This is a genomic window from Pseudomonas sp. MF09156 (assembly GCF_059862305.1).
The window spans coordinates 169,933-186,263 of sequence record NZ_JCBCUR010000004.1; the positions used below are offsets into that span (position 1 = coordinate 169,933).

The window sequence follows — 16,331 nt, forward strand, 5'->3', positions numbered from 1 at the left end:
TTGTCACAAGGCCATTACTGAAAATGTATGGCCTGGGGGGGGCAAAACTACGCCCTGTGGGAGCGGGCTTGTCGGATCGCCGTATCGCCGCGAAGACGTCGGCCCAGCAAACATTGATGTTGACTGACCCACTGCTTTCGCGAGCAAGCCCGCTCCCACAGGGGATCTGCGCCTAACTGACTGGCACTAGGGCTTGCCCGCGATGGCGTCAGTAATAACACCTGAGGGTTTATCAGCTGTTCATCCGTTATCGTTGACGACCATCGCCTACAGGGTCAGGGTTTCTCTTGCGGCTCCAACTGGCCATCCCAGCCGCCGCCCAGCGCTGCGATCAGCTGCACACTGGCCACCAGGCGGGTCTGCAGCAAGGTCAGCACGGTGCGTTCGTTGCTCAATGCCGTGGCCTGGACGTTTACCACATCCAGGTAGGCAATCAGGCCCGCCTTGTACTGGTTCTGGGTCAGGCGCAGGGATTCGCGTGCCGACTCCAGTGCTTCGTTGGTCACGCCCGCCTCATCTTCCAGGACCTTGAGCTGGACCATGTAGTTTTCCACCTCGCGGAAACCGTCGAGCACGGTCTGGCGGTACTTGGCCACGGTTTCGTCGTAGGACGCTTCGGCGCGGTCGACTTCGGCCGAGCGCTGCCCGCCGTCGAACAGGGTCATCGCCAGTTTCGGCCCCACCGACCAGAAACGGTTCGGCAGGCTGATCCAGTCGGCGTAAGTGCTGCTGGAATAACCACCGGCCAGGCTCAGGGTCAGGTCCGGGTAGTAGGCGGTTTTCGCCACGCCGATATTGGCGTTGGCGGCGATCACCGCGCGTTCGGCCGAGGCGATGTCCGGGCGGCGCTCCAGCAGTTGCGATGGCAGGTTGGCAGGGATCTGCGGCAAGGCGGGAATGTCCTTGCTTACCGCCAAATTGAAGGTGGCCGGCGCTTCGCCGATCAACACTGCAATGGCGTTTTCCAGCTGCGCACGCTGCCAGATCAGGTCGATCAGGCTGGCCTGGGTGCTTTTGAGCTGGGTCTGGGCCTGGGCCACCGCGTCCTTGCCGGAGACGCCGGCGCGGTACTGGTTCTGGGTCATTTGCAGCGAGCGCTGGTAGGTCTCGACGGTGGATTGCAGCAAGCGCGTCTGTTCGTCCATGACCCGCAGTTGCAGGTAGTTCTGTACCAACTCCGACTGCTGGCTCAGGCGCATGGCGGCCAGGTCGGCGGCGCTGGCTTGCTCGCTGGCGTTGCTGGCCTCCAGGCCGCGGCGCAGTTTGCCCCAGATATCGGCTTCCCAGCTCACGCCCAACTGGGTGTTGAGGGTGTCGCGGATACCGCTGCTGGAGCTGCTCAAGCTCGCATTGCTGCTGCCGGTGCCCTGGCTGGCGCGGGTTTTCCCGGCGCTCAGGTCGACGGTGGGGAAGAATGCGCCACGGGAACTGCGGGCGGTGGCCTGGGCCTGGCGGTAGCGGGCTTCGGCCTGGGCCACGGTCTGGTTGGCGTCGTTGAGCTTGTCCACCAGGCTGTTGAGTTGTGGGTCGCCATACAACTCCCACCAGGCGCCACGGGCCAGGGCATCGCTGGGCGCGGCCTGGCGCCAGCCCTGGGCTTCTTTGTACTGCGCCGGCTCGGCGACTGGCGGGCGTTGGTAGTCGGGGCCGATGGCACAGGCGCTGAGGAGCATGGCGCACACAACTGTAGGCGCAAGCTTGCTCGCGAAAAACCGCAGGCCGCTACAAAAGGTTGGGTTGGTCATAACGGAGTGTCCAGGGCAGCATCGGTACGCACCCCGCGCCAGCCGTTGAAACGGTGGCGCAGGCGGTCGAGATAGAGGTAAACCACCGGGGTGGTGTAAAGGGTCAGGATCTGGCTGAAGACCAGGCCGCCGATAATGGTCAGGCCCAGGGGCTGGCGCATTTCCGCGCCTTCGGCGGTGCTCAGCAACAAGGGCAGGGCCCCGAGGATCGCCGCCAGGGTGGTCATCAGGATTGGCCGCAAGCGCAGCAAGCAAGCGCTGCGAATCGATTCCAGGGGCTGCATGCCTTCCTTGCGCTCCAGTTGCAGCGCCAGGTCGATCATCAGGATCGCGTTTTTCTTCACCACACCGATCAGCAAGAACAGGCCCAGCAGCGAGATCAGGCTGAACTCGCCGCCTAGCACGTAGATCGACAACAGCGCGCCGACCCCGGCCGACGGCAGGGTCGAGAGAATGGTCAGTGGGTGGATGTAGCTCTCATACAGAATCCCCAGCACCAGGTACACCGCCACCAACGCGCCGAGGATCATGAACGGCTGGCTTTTCTGGGTGGCGGCAAAGGCGTCGGCGGTGCCGGCCATCTTGGCGATCACGTCTTCCGGTAAGCCCACCTTGGCGATCGCCCGCTCGATTGCAGCCGTACCCTGCTCAACCGTGACCCCGGGAGCCATGTCGAAGGCGATGTCTTCGGAGGCAAATTGCCCCTCGTGGCTGACGCGGTCGTCGGCCAGGCTGTTTTCGTAGTGGGCGATGGTCGACAGTGGAATTCGCGCGCCATCAGCGGTAATCACCTGCACCTGGTTAAGGGTGATCGGGTCCTGGGCATATTTCGGATTGACCTCCATCACCACCCGATACTGGTTGAGGCTGTCATAGATGGTGGAAATCTGCCGCTGGCTGTAGGCGTTGTTCAGCACCGAGGTGACCATGTTCATGTCCACGCCCAGGCGCTTGGCCTGGTCGCGATCGACAATCAGCGTCACCTGCTGCGCCCCGCGCCCTTCACGAGCGTCGATGGCGGTCAGTTCCGGCAGCTCGCGCAGCGCGGCGACCACTTTCGGGTACCACAGGCGCAAGGCGGCCAGGTCGCCACTTTGCAGGATGTAGGAATATTGCGAGGACGTCTGGTCGCGGCCGCCGCCAAATTGCAGGTCCTGGTCGGCCATCAGCATCAAGCGGCCGCCGGGTACCAGCGGCACGGTTTTGCGCAGGCGCTCGATCACCGCCTGGGCCGACAACTTGCGTTCCTTGATCGGCTTGAGGCGCACCAGCATCACCGCGTTGTTGGTACCGTTGCTGCCACCGATGAAGCCGGCCACGCTTTCCACCGCCGGGTCTTGCAACACGGCTTTGCGGAAGATCTCCATCTTCGGCTGCATGACACTGAATGACAGGCCATCATCGCCGCGCACAAAACCGATCAGTTGCCCGGTGTCCTGTTGCGGCATGAAGGTTTTGGGCACCACCACATACAGCGCGATATTCACCCCGATGGTGACGAACAGGCTGAGCAGGGTCAGGCGCTTGTGCCGCAGCACCCAGTCGAGGCTTTTGGCATAACCCGAAACCATATGGTCGTTGACCTTCTGGCTCCAGCGCTGCAAGCCGGTCTGCTGGCCTTTGACATGGGGCTTGAGCCAGCGCGCGCAGAGCATCGGGGTCAGGGTCAGCGAGACCACCAGCGACACGATGATCGCCGCCGCCAGGGTGATGGAAAACTCACGGAACAGGCTGGTGACAATCCCGCCCATAAACAGGATCGACAGGAACACCGCCACCAGCGACACGTTCATCGACAACAGGGTGAAGCCGACCTCCTTGGCTCCCAGGTACGCCGCTTTCATCGGCGCGATGCCGTCGTCGATATGCCGCGAGATGTTCTCCAGCACCACGATGGCATCGTCCACCACCAGGCCGGTGGCGAGGATCAGGGCCATCAGCGACAGGTTGTTCAGGGAAAACCCATACAGGTACATGATCGCAAAGGTGCCCACCAGCGACACCGGCACCGCCAGGGTCGGGATCAGTGAGGCACGGAAGTTACCGAGGAACAGGTACACCACCAGGATCACCAGGGCCACGGCAATCAGCAGGGTCATTTCCGCTTCATGCAGGGTGGCGGTGATCACCGGCGAGCGGTCCATGGCCAGGTTGAGCTTGACGCTGGACGGCAATACCGCCTGCAACGCCGGCAACTGGGCCTTGATCTGCTTGACGGTCTCGATGATGTTAGCGCCGGACTGGCGGTTGATCACCAGCAATACCGCCGAGTCGTTGTTGAAGAAGCCACTGTTGTAGCGGTCTTCGACGCCGTCGCTGATCTTGGCCACGTCACTGAGGCGCAACGCCGCGCCGTCCTGGTAGCGGATCAACAGCGGCTCATAGTCCTTGGCTTTTTCCAACTGGTCATTGGCCTGGATCTGCCAGTTGCGCTCGCCATCTTCCACCGAGCCCTTGGGCCTGCGTACGTTGGCGTTGGCGATGGTGTCGCGCACCTCGTCCAGGGACACGCCGTACTGGTCGAGGGCCTTGGGCTCCAGTTCGATACGCACCGCCGGCAGGGAGCTGCCGCCGATCTGCACTTCGCCCACACCCGGCACCTGGGACAGGCTTTGCGAGAGGATGGTGGACGCCAAGTCGTAGAGCTGGCCCTTGGGCAATACGTCCGAGGTCAGCGACAGCACCATGATCGGTGCCTGGGACGGGTTGATCTTGCGGTAGGAGGGCATGCTGCGCATGCCGCTGGGCAACAGGTTGCGCGAGGCATTGATCGCGGCCTGCACTTCGCGCGCCGCGCCGTTGATATCGCGGTCGGAGTCGAATGCCAGGATCACCCGGGTCGAGCCCTGGCTGGACGAACTGCTCAGGGTGGTGACCCCGGCAATCGCACCGAATGAGCGCTCCAGCGGCGTGGCCACGGTAGACGCCATCACTTCCGGGCTGGCGCCAGGCAGGCTGGCAGAGACCACAATCACCGGGAAGTCGATCTGCGGCAATGGCGACACCGGCAGCAGGCTGAAACTGACACCGCCCAGCAACATGATCGCCAGGCTCAGCAACATGGTGGCTACCGGCCGGCGAATAAAAGGTCCGGACAGGTTCATGGCTCAACCGGCTCCAGTGCGTCCAGGGTCTTGCGCCAGCGACGGCCAAGGCGGTCGAAGTACAGATAGATCACCGGCGTGGTAAACAGCGTGAGGATCTGGCTCAGCAGCAAGCCGCCGACCATCACCAGGCCCAGGGGCTGGCGCAACTCGGCGCCGGAGCCGGTGGCCAGCATCAAAGGCACCGCACCGAACAATGCCGCCAGGGTGGTCATCAGGATCGGCCTGAAGCGCAGCAGCGCCGCCTGGTAGATCGCGGTCTGCGGGTCCAGGCCCTGGTTGCGTTCGGCGTCGAGGGCGAAGTCGATCATCATGATCGCGTTCTTTTTCACGATGCCGATCAGCAGGATGATGCCGATGATCGCAATCATCCCCAGGTCATTGCCCGTAAGCAGCAACGCCAGCAAGGCCCCCACCGCTGCCGACGGCAAGGTCGAGAGGATGGTGATCGGGTGGATGTAGCTCTCGTACAGCACGCCAAGCACGATGTACATGGTCACCACCGCCGCGAGGATCAGCAGCAAGGTGCTCGACAGCGACGCTTCGAACGCCTGGGCAGCCCCCTGGAACTGGGTCTGCACGCCGACCGGCATGCCGATGTCCTTCTGTACCTGGTTGATCAGCTCCACGCCCTTGCCCAGGGCCACGCCGGGTGCCAGGTTGAACGACATCATCACCGCCGGGAACTGGCCGATATGGGTAATCGCCAACTGCGCCTGGCGCTGCTCGATGCGGGCCAGGCTCGACAGGCGCACCTGGCCGCCATCGGTGGTCTTCACGTGGATCTGGTTCAGCGCGTCCGGCCCCAGGCTTTCGCCGGATTGGGCCTGCAACACCACGCGGTACTGGCTGGCCTGGGTGTAGATCGTGGAAATCTGCCGCTGGCCGAAGGCGTCATACAGCGCGTCGGTGATATTGGCCACCGACACCCCCAGGCGCGAGGCCGCATCGCGGTCGATCACCATGTACACCTGCAAGCCTTTGTCCTGCAGGTCGCTGGCCACATCGGTGAGTTCCGGGTACTGGCTCAGGGCCTGCACCAGCTTGCCGCTCCACAGGGCCAGTAGCTCGGCATCCGGGGAGGACATGCTGAACTGGTATTGGGTGCGGCTGACACGGTCTTCGATGGTCAGGTCCTGCACCGGCTGCATGAACAGGCGGATGCCTACCAGTTTGTCCAGCGTCGGTTGCAGGCGTGCAATCACCTCGACAGCGCTCAAGTCCCGCTCTTTATGGGGCTTGAGGTTGATCAGCAGGCGGCCACTGTTGAGGGTGGCGTTATCGCCATCGACGCCAATGTAGGAAGACAGGCTTTCCACCGCAGGATCTTCGAGGATGATCTTCGCCAGTTCCTGCTGGCGCTGGCTCATGGCCGCGAAGGAAATCGACTGCGGCGCCTCGGAAATGCCCTGGATCACCCCGGTGTCCTGCACCGGGAAGAAACCCTTGGGCACTACCAGGTACAGCACCACCGTCAGGCCCAGGGTGGCGATGGCCACCAGCAGGGTCAGCGGCTGGTGCTTGAGCACCCACTGCAGCTTGCGTCCGTAGGCGGCGACCAGCCAGTCGATCCAGGCGCCGCTGGCCTTGTAGAAGCGCCCCTGTTCTTCTTCCTTGGGTTCGCGCTTGAGCAGGCGCGCGCACATCATTGGCGTCAGGGTCAGGGACACCACCAGGGAAATCAGGATCGCCACGGCCAGGGTGATGGCAAATTCGCGGAACAAGCGCCCGACCACATCGGCCATGAACAGCAACGGGATCAATACCGCAATCAGCGACAGCGTCAGGGAAACCAGGGTGAAGCCGATCTGCTTGGCGCCCTTGAGCGCGGCGGCCAGCGGCGTCTCGCCTTCCTCGATATAGCGGGAGATGTTTTCCAGCATCACGATGGCATCGTCCACCACAAACCCGGTGGCGATGGTCAGGGCCATCAGGGTCAGGTTATTGATGGAGAAGCCGGCCAGGTACATCACGCCAAAGGTGCCGATCAGCGACAACGGCACGGCAATCGAGGGGATGATGGTGGCGCTGAAACGGCGCAGGAACAGGAACGTGACCATCACCACCAGGGCAATGGCGATCAGCAATTCATGCTGCACATCGGTGACCGAGGCGCGGATGGTCTGGGTGCGGTCGGTGAGTACCGTCACGTCAAGGCCGGCCGGCAGGTTGTCGGTGATGCTTGGCAGCAGCGCCTTGATCCGGTCCACCACCTCAATCACGTTGGCCCCCGGCTGGCGCTGGATGTTCAGCAGCACCGCCTGGTTTTCATTGGCCCAGGCGGCGAGGCGTTCGTTTTCTGCGCCATCGACGATTTGCGCGACGTCTTTAAGGCGCAGCGGTGCGCCATTGCTGTAGGTCAGGATCAGTTCGGCATACTGCTCGGGCGATACCAACTGGTCGTTGGCATCGAGCATCGACACCCGGGTCGGGCCGTCGAAGTTACCCTTGGGCTGGTTGACGTTGGAGGCGGCGATCAGGCTGCGCACGTCCGCCAGGTTCAAGCCATTGGCGGCCAGGGCCTCGGGGTTGACCTTGATCCGCACCGCCTGGCGCTGGCCGCCGGCGATGCTGACCATGCCCACGCCGCTGATCTGCGCGATTTTTTGCGCCATGCGCGTATCGACCAGGTCGTTGAGCTTGGGCAACAGCATGGTCTTGGAGGTGATGGCCAGGGTCAGGACCGGGGTATCGGCCGGGTTGACCTTGTTGTACACCGGTGGCGCCGGCAGGTCCGAGGGCAGCAGGTTACTGGCCGCGTTGATCGCCGCCTGCACCTGTTGCTCGGCCACGTCCATATTGACGTCGAGGTTAAAGCGCAGGGTCAGCACCGAGGCCCCGCCGGAACTGGTGGACGCCATCTGCGTGAGGCCGGGCATTTGCCCGAACTGGCGCTCCAGGGGCGCGGTGACCGCGCTGGTCATCACGTCCGGGCTGGCGCCGGGGTACAAGGTCATGACGCGGATGGTCGGGTAATCCACCTGGGGCAAGGCCGACACCGGCATCAGGCGGTAGGCAATCAGGCCGGCCAGGACAATGGCCAGCATGCTCAGGGTGGTGGCGACGGGCCTGAGGATGAACAGCCGTGACAGGTTCATGCGCCGGCCTTTTGCGCCTTGCCGGCGTCAGCCGCCGGGCTGCCTTCGCCTTTCGCCGCGGGTTTGCCCTGCAAATGTTCGGTTGGGGTGGTCGGGACCAGGTTGCTGTCGTTGACCACTTCGATGTCGGTGCCGTCCTTCAGGCGGTCGGTGCCTTCGAGCACCACGCGATCGCCTGCGGCCAGGCCTTCCTTGACCACGGTGTTCTGGCCATCGGTCTCCCCAATCACCAGGGTGCGGATCTTGACCTTCTTGTCACCGTCCAGGGCATAGACAAAGGTGCCGTTGGTGCCGAACTGGATCGCCGCCGAGGGAACCAGCACCACGTTTTTCAGGGTGTCGGCCAACACGCGCACATTGACGAATTGGTTGGGGAACAGCACCTGGTCCTGGTTATCGAAGCGGGCCTTGAATTTCAGGGTGCCGGTGGCGACATCGATCTGGTTGTCCAGGCTCTGCAATACGCCGGTGGCTTGCAGTTGCAGGTCGCCACGGTCCCAGGCCTGCACCGGTAGCTTGTTGCCGCTGCGGTAGCGGGCCAGGACGGTTTGCAGGCTGTTCTCCGGCAAGGTGAATGCCACGCTGATCGGCTGGGTCTGGGTGATGATCGCCAGGGCGGTGGTGTCATTGGCCGCCACCAGGTTGCCGACGTCCAGCTGGCGCAGGCCGACACGCCCGGAAATCGGTGCGCGGATCTTGGTGAATTCCAGGTTGAGCTTGGCGTCATCCACCGCGCCCTGGTTGGTCTTGACCGTGCCCTGGTATTGCAGGACCAGCGCAGCGGCGGTGTCCAAAGTCTGCTTGGCGATACTGTCCTGTTCATACAGGCCGCGATAACGCTCGAGGTCGACCTGGGCGTTCTTCAATTGGGCCTGGTTTTGCAGCAGCGTGCCCTGGGCCTGGAGCAAGGCGTTCTGGTAGCTGCGCGGGTCGATTTCTGCCAGCAGGTCGCCGGCCTTGACCATCTGCCCCTCTTCAAAGGCGATCTTGACCAGCTCTCCCCCCACCCGGCTGCGCACATTGATGGTGTTCAGCGCCGTCACAGTGCCCAGCGCCTTGTAGTACACCGGGAAATCCCCAGTGATCGCGGGCGCGACACGCACGGGTACCGCAGCACCTGAGCCGCCGAAGCCGGGACGCATCATCCCCGTCTTGCTGGTCCGGGCTGCCGGGGCCTCTTTCTGGGCGGCGCCGGTCGGCCAGAACTTCCAGCACAGCACGGCAACAACCAACAGGACGAGCAAGCCAAACAGCCAGCGGCGGGAACTACGGGGGGACGATTGCATGGATTGATCAACCATTGGATGCGAGGGCTTCTACTGTGGGAGGCTGAAAGATAAGCACTGGGGCGCGTTTAGAAAAGCGCCTTTACCGGCTATTTACCTTCGCGCTTACAAACATTTACTTTTCGAAGTGAAATGTCAGCAATTTGGGCTAAACCGCTGAAGCACAAATAAAAACGGCCTGGACTAGGCCAGGCCGCAAGCATGCATCATACGTGTTACTGCAAAGCGACAGTAACGCGCAGCCGCAATTACTTCAGTACAGCCAGCGCCGCTTCGTAGTTTGGCTCGTGGGCGATTTCGCCAACCAGCTCGCTGTGCAGCACCTTGTCGTTTTCGTCCAGTACCACCACGGCGCGGGCGGTCAGGCCCTTGAGGGCGCCGTCGGCAATGGAAACACCGTAGTCAACGGCAAAATCGGCGCTGCGAAAGTCCGACAGGTTCTTCACGTTTTCCAGGCCTTCGGCACCGCAAAAACGGGCCTGGGCGAATGGCAGGTCGGTGGAGATGCACAGTACAACGGTGTTGTTCAGCTCGTTGGCCTGGGCGTTGAACTTGCGCACCGACGTGGCGCAGGTCGGGGTGTCAACGCTTGGGAAGATGTTCAGTACTTTGCGCTTGCCGGCGAAAGTCGCCAGGGTGACGTCCGACAGATCGCCTGCGGTCAGGGAAAAGTCGAGGGCCTGGGTACCGATTTGCGGCAACTCGCCTTCAACCTGGACTGGGTTGCCTTTGAGGGTGACTTGAGCCATGAACGGAATCCTTATGCTGGGTTGGATGAAACGAATTCGAGAGGCAGAAGTTAACCACAAAGTTCGATTTACACCTATGGCCGTCACAAATTGTCATGACAGCGCCTGGGCCGACGGCTGTGGTTTAATTGCGCCGCTTTTGCCCTGCCCTTGAAGGAGTTCGTCGTTGAAGAATCAGCCTGCCACCCAAGTCCTGGTCATCGGTTACGTCTGGCCGGAGCCCCGCTCCTCGGCAGCTGGCGGACATATGATGCAGATTTTGCAGAGCTTTCTTTCGCAAGGCTGGGAAGTAACCTTCAGCAGCCCAGCCGCTATCGGTGAACACAAGGCCGACCTTGCGGCACTGGGTATTCGCGAATGCGCTATCGAGCTCAATAACCGCAGTTTCGACGACTTTATCCGTGAACTGGCCCCGGATATCGTGCTGTTCGATCGTTTCATGATGGAGGAGCAGTTCGGTTGGCGCGTAGAGAAGCATTGCCCGCAGGCCTTGCGCGTGCTGGAGACTTCGGATTTGCAGAGCCTGCGCGATGCCCGCCAGCAGCGCCTCAAGGACTACCTCAAGCATCAGCCGGATGCTGACGATTTCAGCCCGTTATTCGCCCAGGTTCTGGACCAAGAGTTCCAGAGGATGGCCGACACCGACCTGGCCAAGCGCGAGATCGCCGCGATCTACCGCTGTGATATCAGCCTGATGATTTCCGATGTCGAGATCCAACTGCTCACCGAGCACTTCAAGGTGCCGGCCGCCCTGCTCCACTGGTGCCCGTTGATGATCGAGGCGCCCAGCCAGGCGTTTACTCCTTATGAAGACCGCGCGCACTTCCTGAGTATCGGCAACTTCCGCCACGCACCCAACTGGGATGCGGTGCTCTGGATGAAAAACAGCCTCTGGCCGTTGATTCGCCAGCAGCTCCCCGGCGCCCAACTGCATATCTATGGGGCCTACACGCCGCCCAAGGCCACTGCGCTGCATAACCCGGCGCAAGGCTTCCATGTGATGAACTGGGCCGAGGACGCGCTGCAAGTGATGTCGGCGGCGCGCATCTGCCTGGCCCCGCTGCGCTTCGGTGCCGGGATCAAGGGCAAACTGGCCGATGCCATGCTCTGCGGCACCCCCAGTATCACCACTCCCATCGGCGCCGAAGGCATGGGCGACGGGCAACCCTGGCCGGGGATGATCGCCCAGAGCGCCACGGCCTTGGCCGCTGCTGCCGTGGCCCTGTACGCAGATCGGCAAGCCTGGACCGAGGCCCAGGCACATGGCGAGCAACTGCTGGCCCGTCGCTATGCCCCGCACAACCACGGCCCGGCCTTGGTCGAGCGCCTGCAACACTGCCTGGGCGAGCTGGCGCAACATCGGCGCGACAACTTTACCGGCAGCATGCTGCGCCACCATCTGCACAAAAGTACCCAATACATGGCGCAGTGGATCGAGGCAAAAAACCGCCCCGTTTAAACAGCGGCGCTGGCGAGGTGACGTGCAACGGGGCATTATCGGCTGCGCAACCACAATAAAAGCGACGCCAGCATGAGCCGAGCAACGCGCATCACCGACCCCTCCTACGAGTTGATGGACGACCACAACGGCCTGTCCATCATCTATCGCCAGCATGGTTTCCCCTGCCCCCTGGTGCGCTGGCACTTTCATAAGGAGTATGAGCTGCACTTGATTGTCGCCAGTTCCGGCAAGGTGTTTATCGGCGACTATATCGGCAACTTCTACCCGCAAAGCCTGTTCCTCACCGGTCCCAACCTGCCCCACAACTGGATCAGCCAGGTGGAGGAAGGCGAAGTGATCACCAAGCGCGACATGCTGGTGAATTTCACCGATCAGTTGCTGGAGGACGGCAGCCAGGTCTTCACCGAGTTCAAGAGCCTGGCGCCCTTGCTGGAGCGCGCGCAGTACGGCATCGAATTTCGCTGCAAGAACACCATCGCCCAGGCCATGACCCTGATGCAACGCATCGAGGATGCCCAGGGCATGGCGCGGCTGGGGCACTTCTTTGTGTTGCTGGAGGCACTTTGTGCCTGTGAGGACTACCTGGTGCTGTCAGGAGGGACTACAGCGCAGTTGGCCGATGAACACAGCATCGACCGGACCAACCGCGCGGTGGACTACATCTTTGCCCACTACGCCCGCGAACTGTCCCTGGAAGAAGTCGCGCAGTACCTGGGGATGAAACCCACCTACTTCTCCCGGGTGTTCAAGCAGGCCACCGGACGCACCTTCGTCGAGTTCGTCAACCGCCTGCGCATCAGCAAATCCTGCGAGTTGCTGGCCGTGGGCGACAAGGCCGTGACCGATGTGTGCTTTGAGTCAGGGTTCAACAACATCTCCAATTTCAACCGGCGCTTCCAGCAGCTCAAGGGAATGACGCCCTCACACTACCGGCGCTTGGCAGTGCAGCGCCTGACGGAACAGAACCTGGCCTGACAGCGACCACTCGTCGCCACTGTCAATTTTGACAGTTATATGCAGCAGCACCTTGGGTGTGTGATGTCCGTGGCCAGTTACCTCTGCACACGGAGCACCCATGATGAAGAACACCGAGTCATCCAACCCGAGCACTTTGCCCTGCCTCCCCCATCCAAGACCTGTGGACCCAAGCGTTATCGACGACCTGGACCCGCCTGACGTCAGCGATGCGGTGCGCACGCTGCCAGACGCGGTGCGCGGCCTGGGGATACGCCACACCGAGCCGTGGCTGACCGTGCATTTCCCGCGCTGGACCCAATTGACTGTCGGCGATAGGTTGAACTTCTTCATGGGCAGCAACCGCTTTGCCCTTGTGTCGACGGAAATCCGCGATGAGGATCTGGACAAGACGTCGGTGGCGTTGGTGATTCTCCCGCCATTGGTGCCACTGGGTTATACCTACCCGTGTTTTTACGAGGTCATCCGCAGGGGCAGCGGCACCACCAGCAGCTCGCCCTACGAAACCTGGTATGTCAAGCGCACTCGCCCCGGCGGGGTCAGTAAAGATCCCGGGCTGGCGTATCACACGGAACTGGTGATACACCTGCCACCCGACCTGGAAGGCGGCGTGATAGACCCCCATCGCGCCGCCGAAGGGGTGGAAATGACGATCGACCCTTACCCTAACCTGACCGAAGGCGACACCGTCGAGGTGTATTGGAACGGTTACCCCATTTCCTTGAGGCTTGATGCCGAGCATGTCGCCGGCATCAAGCCGATCACCGTATTGGTCCCGGAATCAATCATCCTGCTGGGCGGCAGTGGGGTGGTGACTATTCGCTTCCGGGCCTACGACAAGGTGTTCAACTTTTCCGGGGAAACCCAGCAATGGTCGAAGGCGGTCACGGTCGTCAGCGACCTGGACCCTTACCTGCTTGACGCTCCGCATTTTGTAGTGGACGGGGACTCCGTTATCGACGTCAACCTCGACATCCACAACGACTTCAATATCGAAATGGTGGTACCGCGGCGCCTGCCCAATGGCACCTCCACCCCTGCAGGCGCGTTGATCGTAGTGACGTTGCGAGGCGCCGATGCCGATGGCCTGCCGTTCGAAAGGACCCTGCCCGCGTTTCCAGCACGCATCGGCCTGTCGTCGTCCGTCGCCGTGGCCCCCCAATACCTGCAGGCGGTGCTCAACGGCCACCTGCAAATCGAGTACAAGCTGACCACGGCCACGGGCGTGTTCCTCGCCTCCTCCCGACGCCTGAATATCACGGTGTTCGGCACCAGGAGCTCGATGCCGCCGATGATCATCGAGCAAAACGAGGGCGGCAACATTGTCCCGGACCATCCTTTTATCAAGGCGATTTTCCCGCGTTACACCCCATACGACCGCAACTACAGCGTGACCCTGCGCATGGAAGCCGTGCGCCCAGGCGGCGGCCTGGTGGTCTACGAAGAAACCCTGTTGGCCGGCGCCGAGCCGCCTCCGGAGCGTTTTCGCATTGTGCTCAAGGAAAATTTCGATCGCTTCGTCGGGCTGGGCACCGTACGGGTGTACTACCTGGTCGACACCGGCACCCTGGGCATCCTGAACCCCAGCATTCAGACAGTGCGCATGTCAGAGGTGCTGGAAGTCACCTTTGGCCCCCGCTATGCCGATCTGCCATCGCCCCTGATGCAATATGTCGATGAGTTCAACAACCTGGACCCGGCGCGCATCAAAGGTGGTCAGTTGCAGGTAACCCTACCCTACACGCGCACCGCCAATGGCGACATTCTGCGCTGGACATTGTTGGGCGCGACCAGCAACGGCACTGCCGGCGATGAGATACGCCTCAACAATGCAACAGCGGGCAAGCCGGTGGTATTCACCCTGGAAGAGGCGTTGATCCGTGCCAGCGAAAATGGCGAGCTGCGCCTGAGCTATTCGCTGGTGCCTGCAAGCGGTGGCGCCACGCTCTACTCGGACGTGTTAGTGGTCACGGTGGGTGCGGCCCTGGACCTGTTGCGCCCAGAGGTATTGCAAGCCCAGCGCTACCCCGACCAACTGTTGCCGGAGGCGGCGCTGAACGGTGCCACCATCACTGTCACCTACCCGCAAATGCTGCCTAGCCACCGTATCCAGGCCTGCTGGAGCGGTATCCCGCAATTGGGCACCTATTGCGAAACCAAGGATGGCAACACCTCCAGGACCCTGCATTTCGAGGTGCCGGCAGAGGTCATCGGGGCCAACCTCAGCGAATACGGGCGTTACATTCAGGTGCAGTACTTTGTATTGCTGGGTGCCCACCAAAAACCTTCGCCGGTATTGAGCCTGAATCTGTTGGCGCCGGTACTGCCCCTGCCCTATATCGAAGGCCATACCAGCAGCGTGCTGAATCTCAGCAACCTGGTCGGCTCCGAGCGCGCCATGGTTGATCGCTGGAACTTTATCAACCGCAATCAACGCATGTGGTTTGAACTGCGCGGCACCTCTGCCAATGACACGCCCTTTGTTGCCGTGCTCTACGACGGTGACCTGGTGACCTACAACGGCGAACAGATCGGGATCCGCCCCCAGGCGCCGGTGGCGCAATTGCGCCAGCTCAAGGACGGCTCACAACTTGTGATGCGCTTTGGGGTGACGTTTGACCAATCGACCGAACAGGCCAATGCACTGTGGTTCCCGGAACGCCGTTACACCGTGCAGGCCATTCCCGCCGAATTTCCAGTGCCCCGAGTGCTCGAGGCCACGGGTTCGGGAGCCGCGGTAACCCTGACACCGCTCAATGCGCAAAACGGGGCGACGGTAGAGGTGGCCTACAGCCCGATGTACACCACCGACAGCCTCACCCTGGAGGTACTGGGTGCCAGCGGGCCAGGGTCGGTGCAACTGGGGCCGAAAAATGGCGAAGCCGATGGCACGGTGACTTTCAGCCTGCCGGCCGCGTTGATTGCCGCCAATCTGGACAATCGCGACAGCGTGTTCACCGTGCAGTATTCCGTCTTGCGCAACGGCGTGCGCCGTTCGTCAACGGTGTTGAGCGTGACCCTCAAAGCCATTCCGGTGACTGAGCTGAAAAAAACCGTGCTGCGGATCGACGAGGCCGTCAGCGGTGTACTGGATGTGGGCGAACTGGCCGGCAACGCCACGGCAACCGTAGGTACCTGGCCACTTATTGCCAGGGACCAGCCCGTCTGGCTGCGCTTGCTCGGCAACCGGCCCAACGGTGCGGCCCACAACCTGACCCTGTTGGACGGTTCCTACGGCGAGCGGGTGACCTCTGGCTGGTTGAGCCTTGGGTATCACCAGCAAACCATCCTCAATAGCTACCTGTCGGACCTGGGCAACAACAGCCAACTGACCCTGCAATTTAAGGTGGCGTTCAACAACAGCACCGAAGAGTCGCGGGCAATTGAGTTCCCGCCGGTCATTTACACCATCCGCAGCCGGATGATCACCGACGAGACGACCTTTACCGGCTCCTTCCTCAATGGTTGGCTCAGCCAGTGGCCCAATACCGGGATCCGCCGCGAGGCAAACGGCAATTACTACCTGCAAGCCGCCCCCTACCCCGGCAGTGGTGTGAGGATTTACAAAACCTTCACCCCCGCCGCAGTGGGCTACTATCGGGTAAGTTTGCGCTTCAGGATCAGCAAGTTCGCGGATATCGGCGGGCCGACCAGTGTGTTTATTCATATAGGCAACTTGACCAAGAACGTGGCGATACCCAGCATCAATACGTGGTTGTATGCCGATGTGTATATGGGATATTTGCCAGGCCAGCCATTTGAGGCGTCAATTGCCATAACTAATCCGTCAACCGAGGGTATCTACGATTTTGACGACATCATCATCCAGCAGCGGCCTTATCCAAGTCAAATAACCCTGGAGCAGGAAGACGGGGTCGACTGATCTACTACTCACCCCCTGAAAACACAAGG

The 16,331-nt window shown here is 61.8% G+C and carries 8 protein-coding genes; 3 read left to right on the forward strand and 5 right to left on the reverse strand.

From position 1 onward, the window contains the following. Positions 1-275 precede the first annotated feature (275 nt). The 5 genes from AC19YY_RS12330 to tpx form a co-directional block, all read right to left on the reverse strand. Positions 276-1,745 carry an efflux transporter outer membrane subunit gene (locus AC19YY_RS12330; RefSeq protein ID WP_500604256.1) on the reverse strand — a complete coding sequence of 490 codons (1,470 nt, stop codon included), beginning with the start codon at positions 1,743-1,745 and terminating at the stop codon, positions 276-278. Then, entirely contained in the window at positions 1,742-4,849 is a 3,108-nt protein-coding gene (locus tag AC19YY_RS12335) for an efflux RND transporter permease subunit (protein WP_500604257.1), read from the reverse strand. Before AC19YY_RS12335 ends, AC19YY_RS12330 begins: the two co-directional genes overlap by 4 nt. Further along, positions 4,846-7,947 (reverse strand): MdtB/MuxB family multidrug efflux RND transporter permease subunit, encoded by a 3,102-nt coding sequence (locus tag AC19YY_RS12340; RefSeq protein WP_500604258.1) that lies wholly within the window; start codon positions 7,945-7,947, stop codon positions 4,846-4,848. The genes AC19YY_RS12335 and AC19YY_RS12340 overlap by 4 nt, the downstream gene beginning before the upstream one ends. Beyond that, positions 7,944-9,248 carry an MdtA/MuxA family multidrug efflux RND transporter periplasmic adaptor subunit gene (locus AC19YY_RS12345; RefSeq protein ID WP_500604259.1) on the reverse strand — a complete coding sequence of 435 codons (1,305 nt, stop codon included), beginning with the start codon at positions 9,246-9,248 and terminating at the stop codon, positions 7,944-7,946. The genes AC19YY_RS12340 and AC19YY_RS12345 overlap by 4 nt, the downstream gene beginning before the upstream one ends. A 233-nt stretch (positions 9,249-9,481) precedes the next feature. Beyond that, positions 9,482-9,982 carry a thiol peroxidase gene (gene tpx, locus AC19YY_RS12350; RefSeq protein WP_169951804.1) on the reverse strand — a complete coding sequence of 167 codons (501 nt, stop codon included), beginning with the start codon at positions 9,980-9,982 and terminating at the stop codon, positions 9,482-9,484. A 166-nt stretch (positions 9,983-10,148) separates the two neighbouring features. Between tpx and AC19YY_RS12355 the strand changes: the two genes are divergently transcribed. The 3 genes from AC19YY_RS12355 (at position 10,149) to AC19YY_RS12365 (ending at position 16,302) form a co-directional block, all read left to right on the forward strand. Further along, positions 10,149-11,441 carry a glycosyltransferase gene (locus tag AC19YY_RS12355; RefSeq protein WP_500604260.1) on the forward strand — a complete coding sequence of 431 codons (1,293 nt, stop codon included), beginning with the start codon at positions 10,149-10,151 and terminating at the stop codon, positions 11,439-11,441. Between the two features lie 72 nt (positions 11,442-11,513). Further along, positions 11,514-12,419 (forward strand): AraC family transcriptional regulator, encoded by a 906-nt coding sequence (locus tag AC19YY_RS12360; RefSeq protein WP_169951808.1) that lies wholly within the window; start codon positions 11,514-11,516, stop codon positions 12,417-12,419. Positions 12,420-12,519: 100 nt separating this feature from the next. Next, entirely contained in the window at positions 12,520-16,302 is a 3,783-nt protein-coding gene (locus AC19YY_RS12365) for a hypothetical protein (RefSeq protein ID WP_500604261.1), read from the forward strand. Positions 16,303-16,331: the final 29 nt, after the last annotated feature.

Coding starts and splice junctions, on each gene's coding strand:
- AC19YY_RS12330 (WP_500604256.1), bottom strand. CDS start 1,745: ATGACCAACCCAACCTTTTGTAGCGGCCTGCGGTTTTTCGCGAGCAAG.
- tpx (WP_169951804.1), bottom strand. CDS start 9,982: ATGGCTCAAGTCACCCTCAAAGGCAACCCAGTCCAGGTTGAAGGCGAG.
- AC19YY_RS12335 (WP_500604257.1), bottom strand. CDS start 4,849: ATGAACCTGTCCGGACCTTTTATTCGCCGGCCGGTAGCCACCATGTTG.
- AC19YY_RS12365 (WP_500604261.1), top strand. CDS start 12,520: ATGATGAAGAACACCGAGTCATCCAACCCGAGCACTTTGCCCTGCCTC.
- AC19YY_RS12360 (WP_169951808.1), top strand. CDS start 11,514: ATGAGCCGAGCAACGCGCATCACCGACCCCTCCTACGAGTTGATGGAC.
- AC19YY_RS12345 (WP_500604259.1), bottom strand. CDS start 9,248: ATGGTTGATCAATCCATGCAATCGTCCCCCCGTAGTTCCCGCCGCTGG.
- AC19YY_RS12340 (WP_500604258.1), bottom strand. CDS start 7,947: ATGAACCTGTCACGGCTGTTCATCCTCAGGCCCGTCGCCACCACCCTG.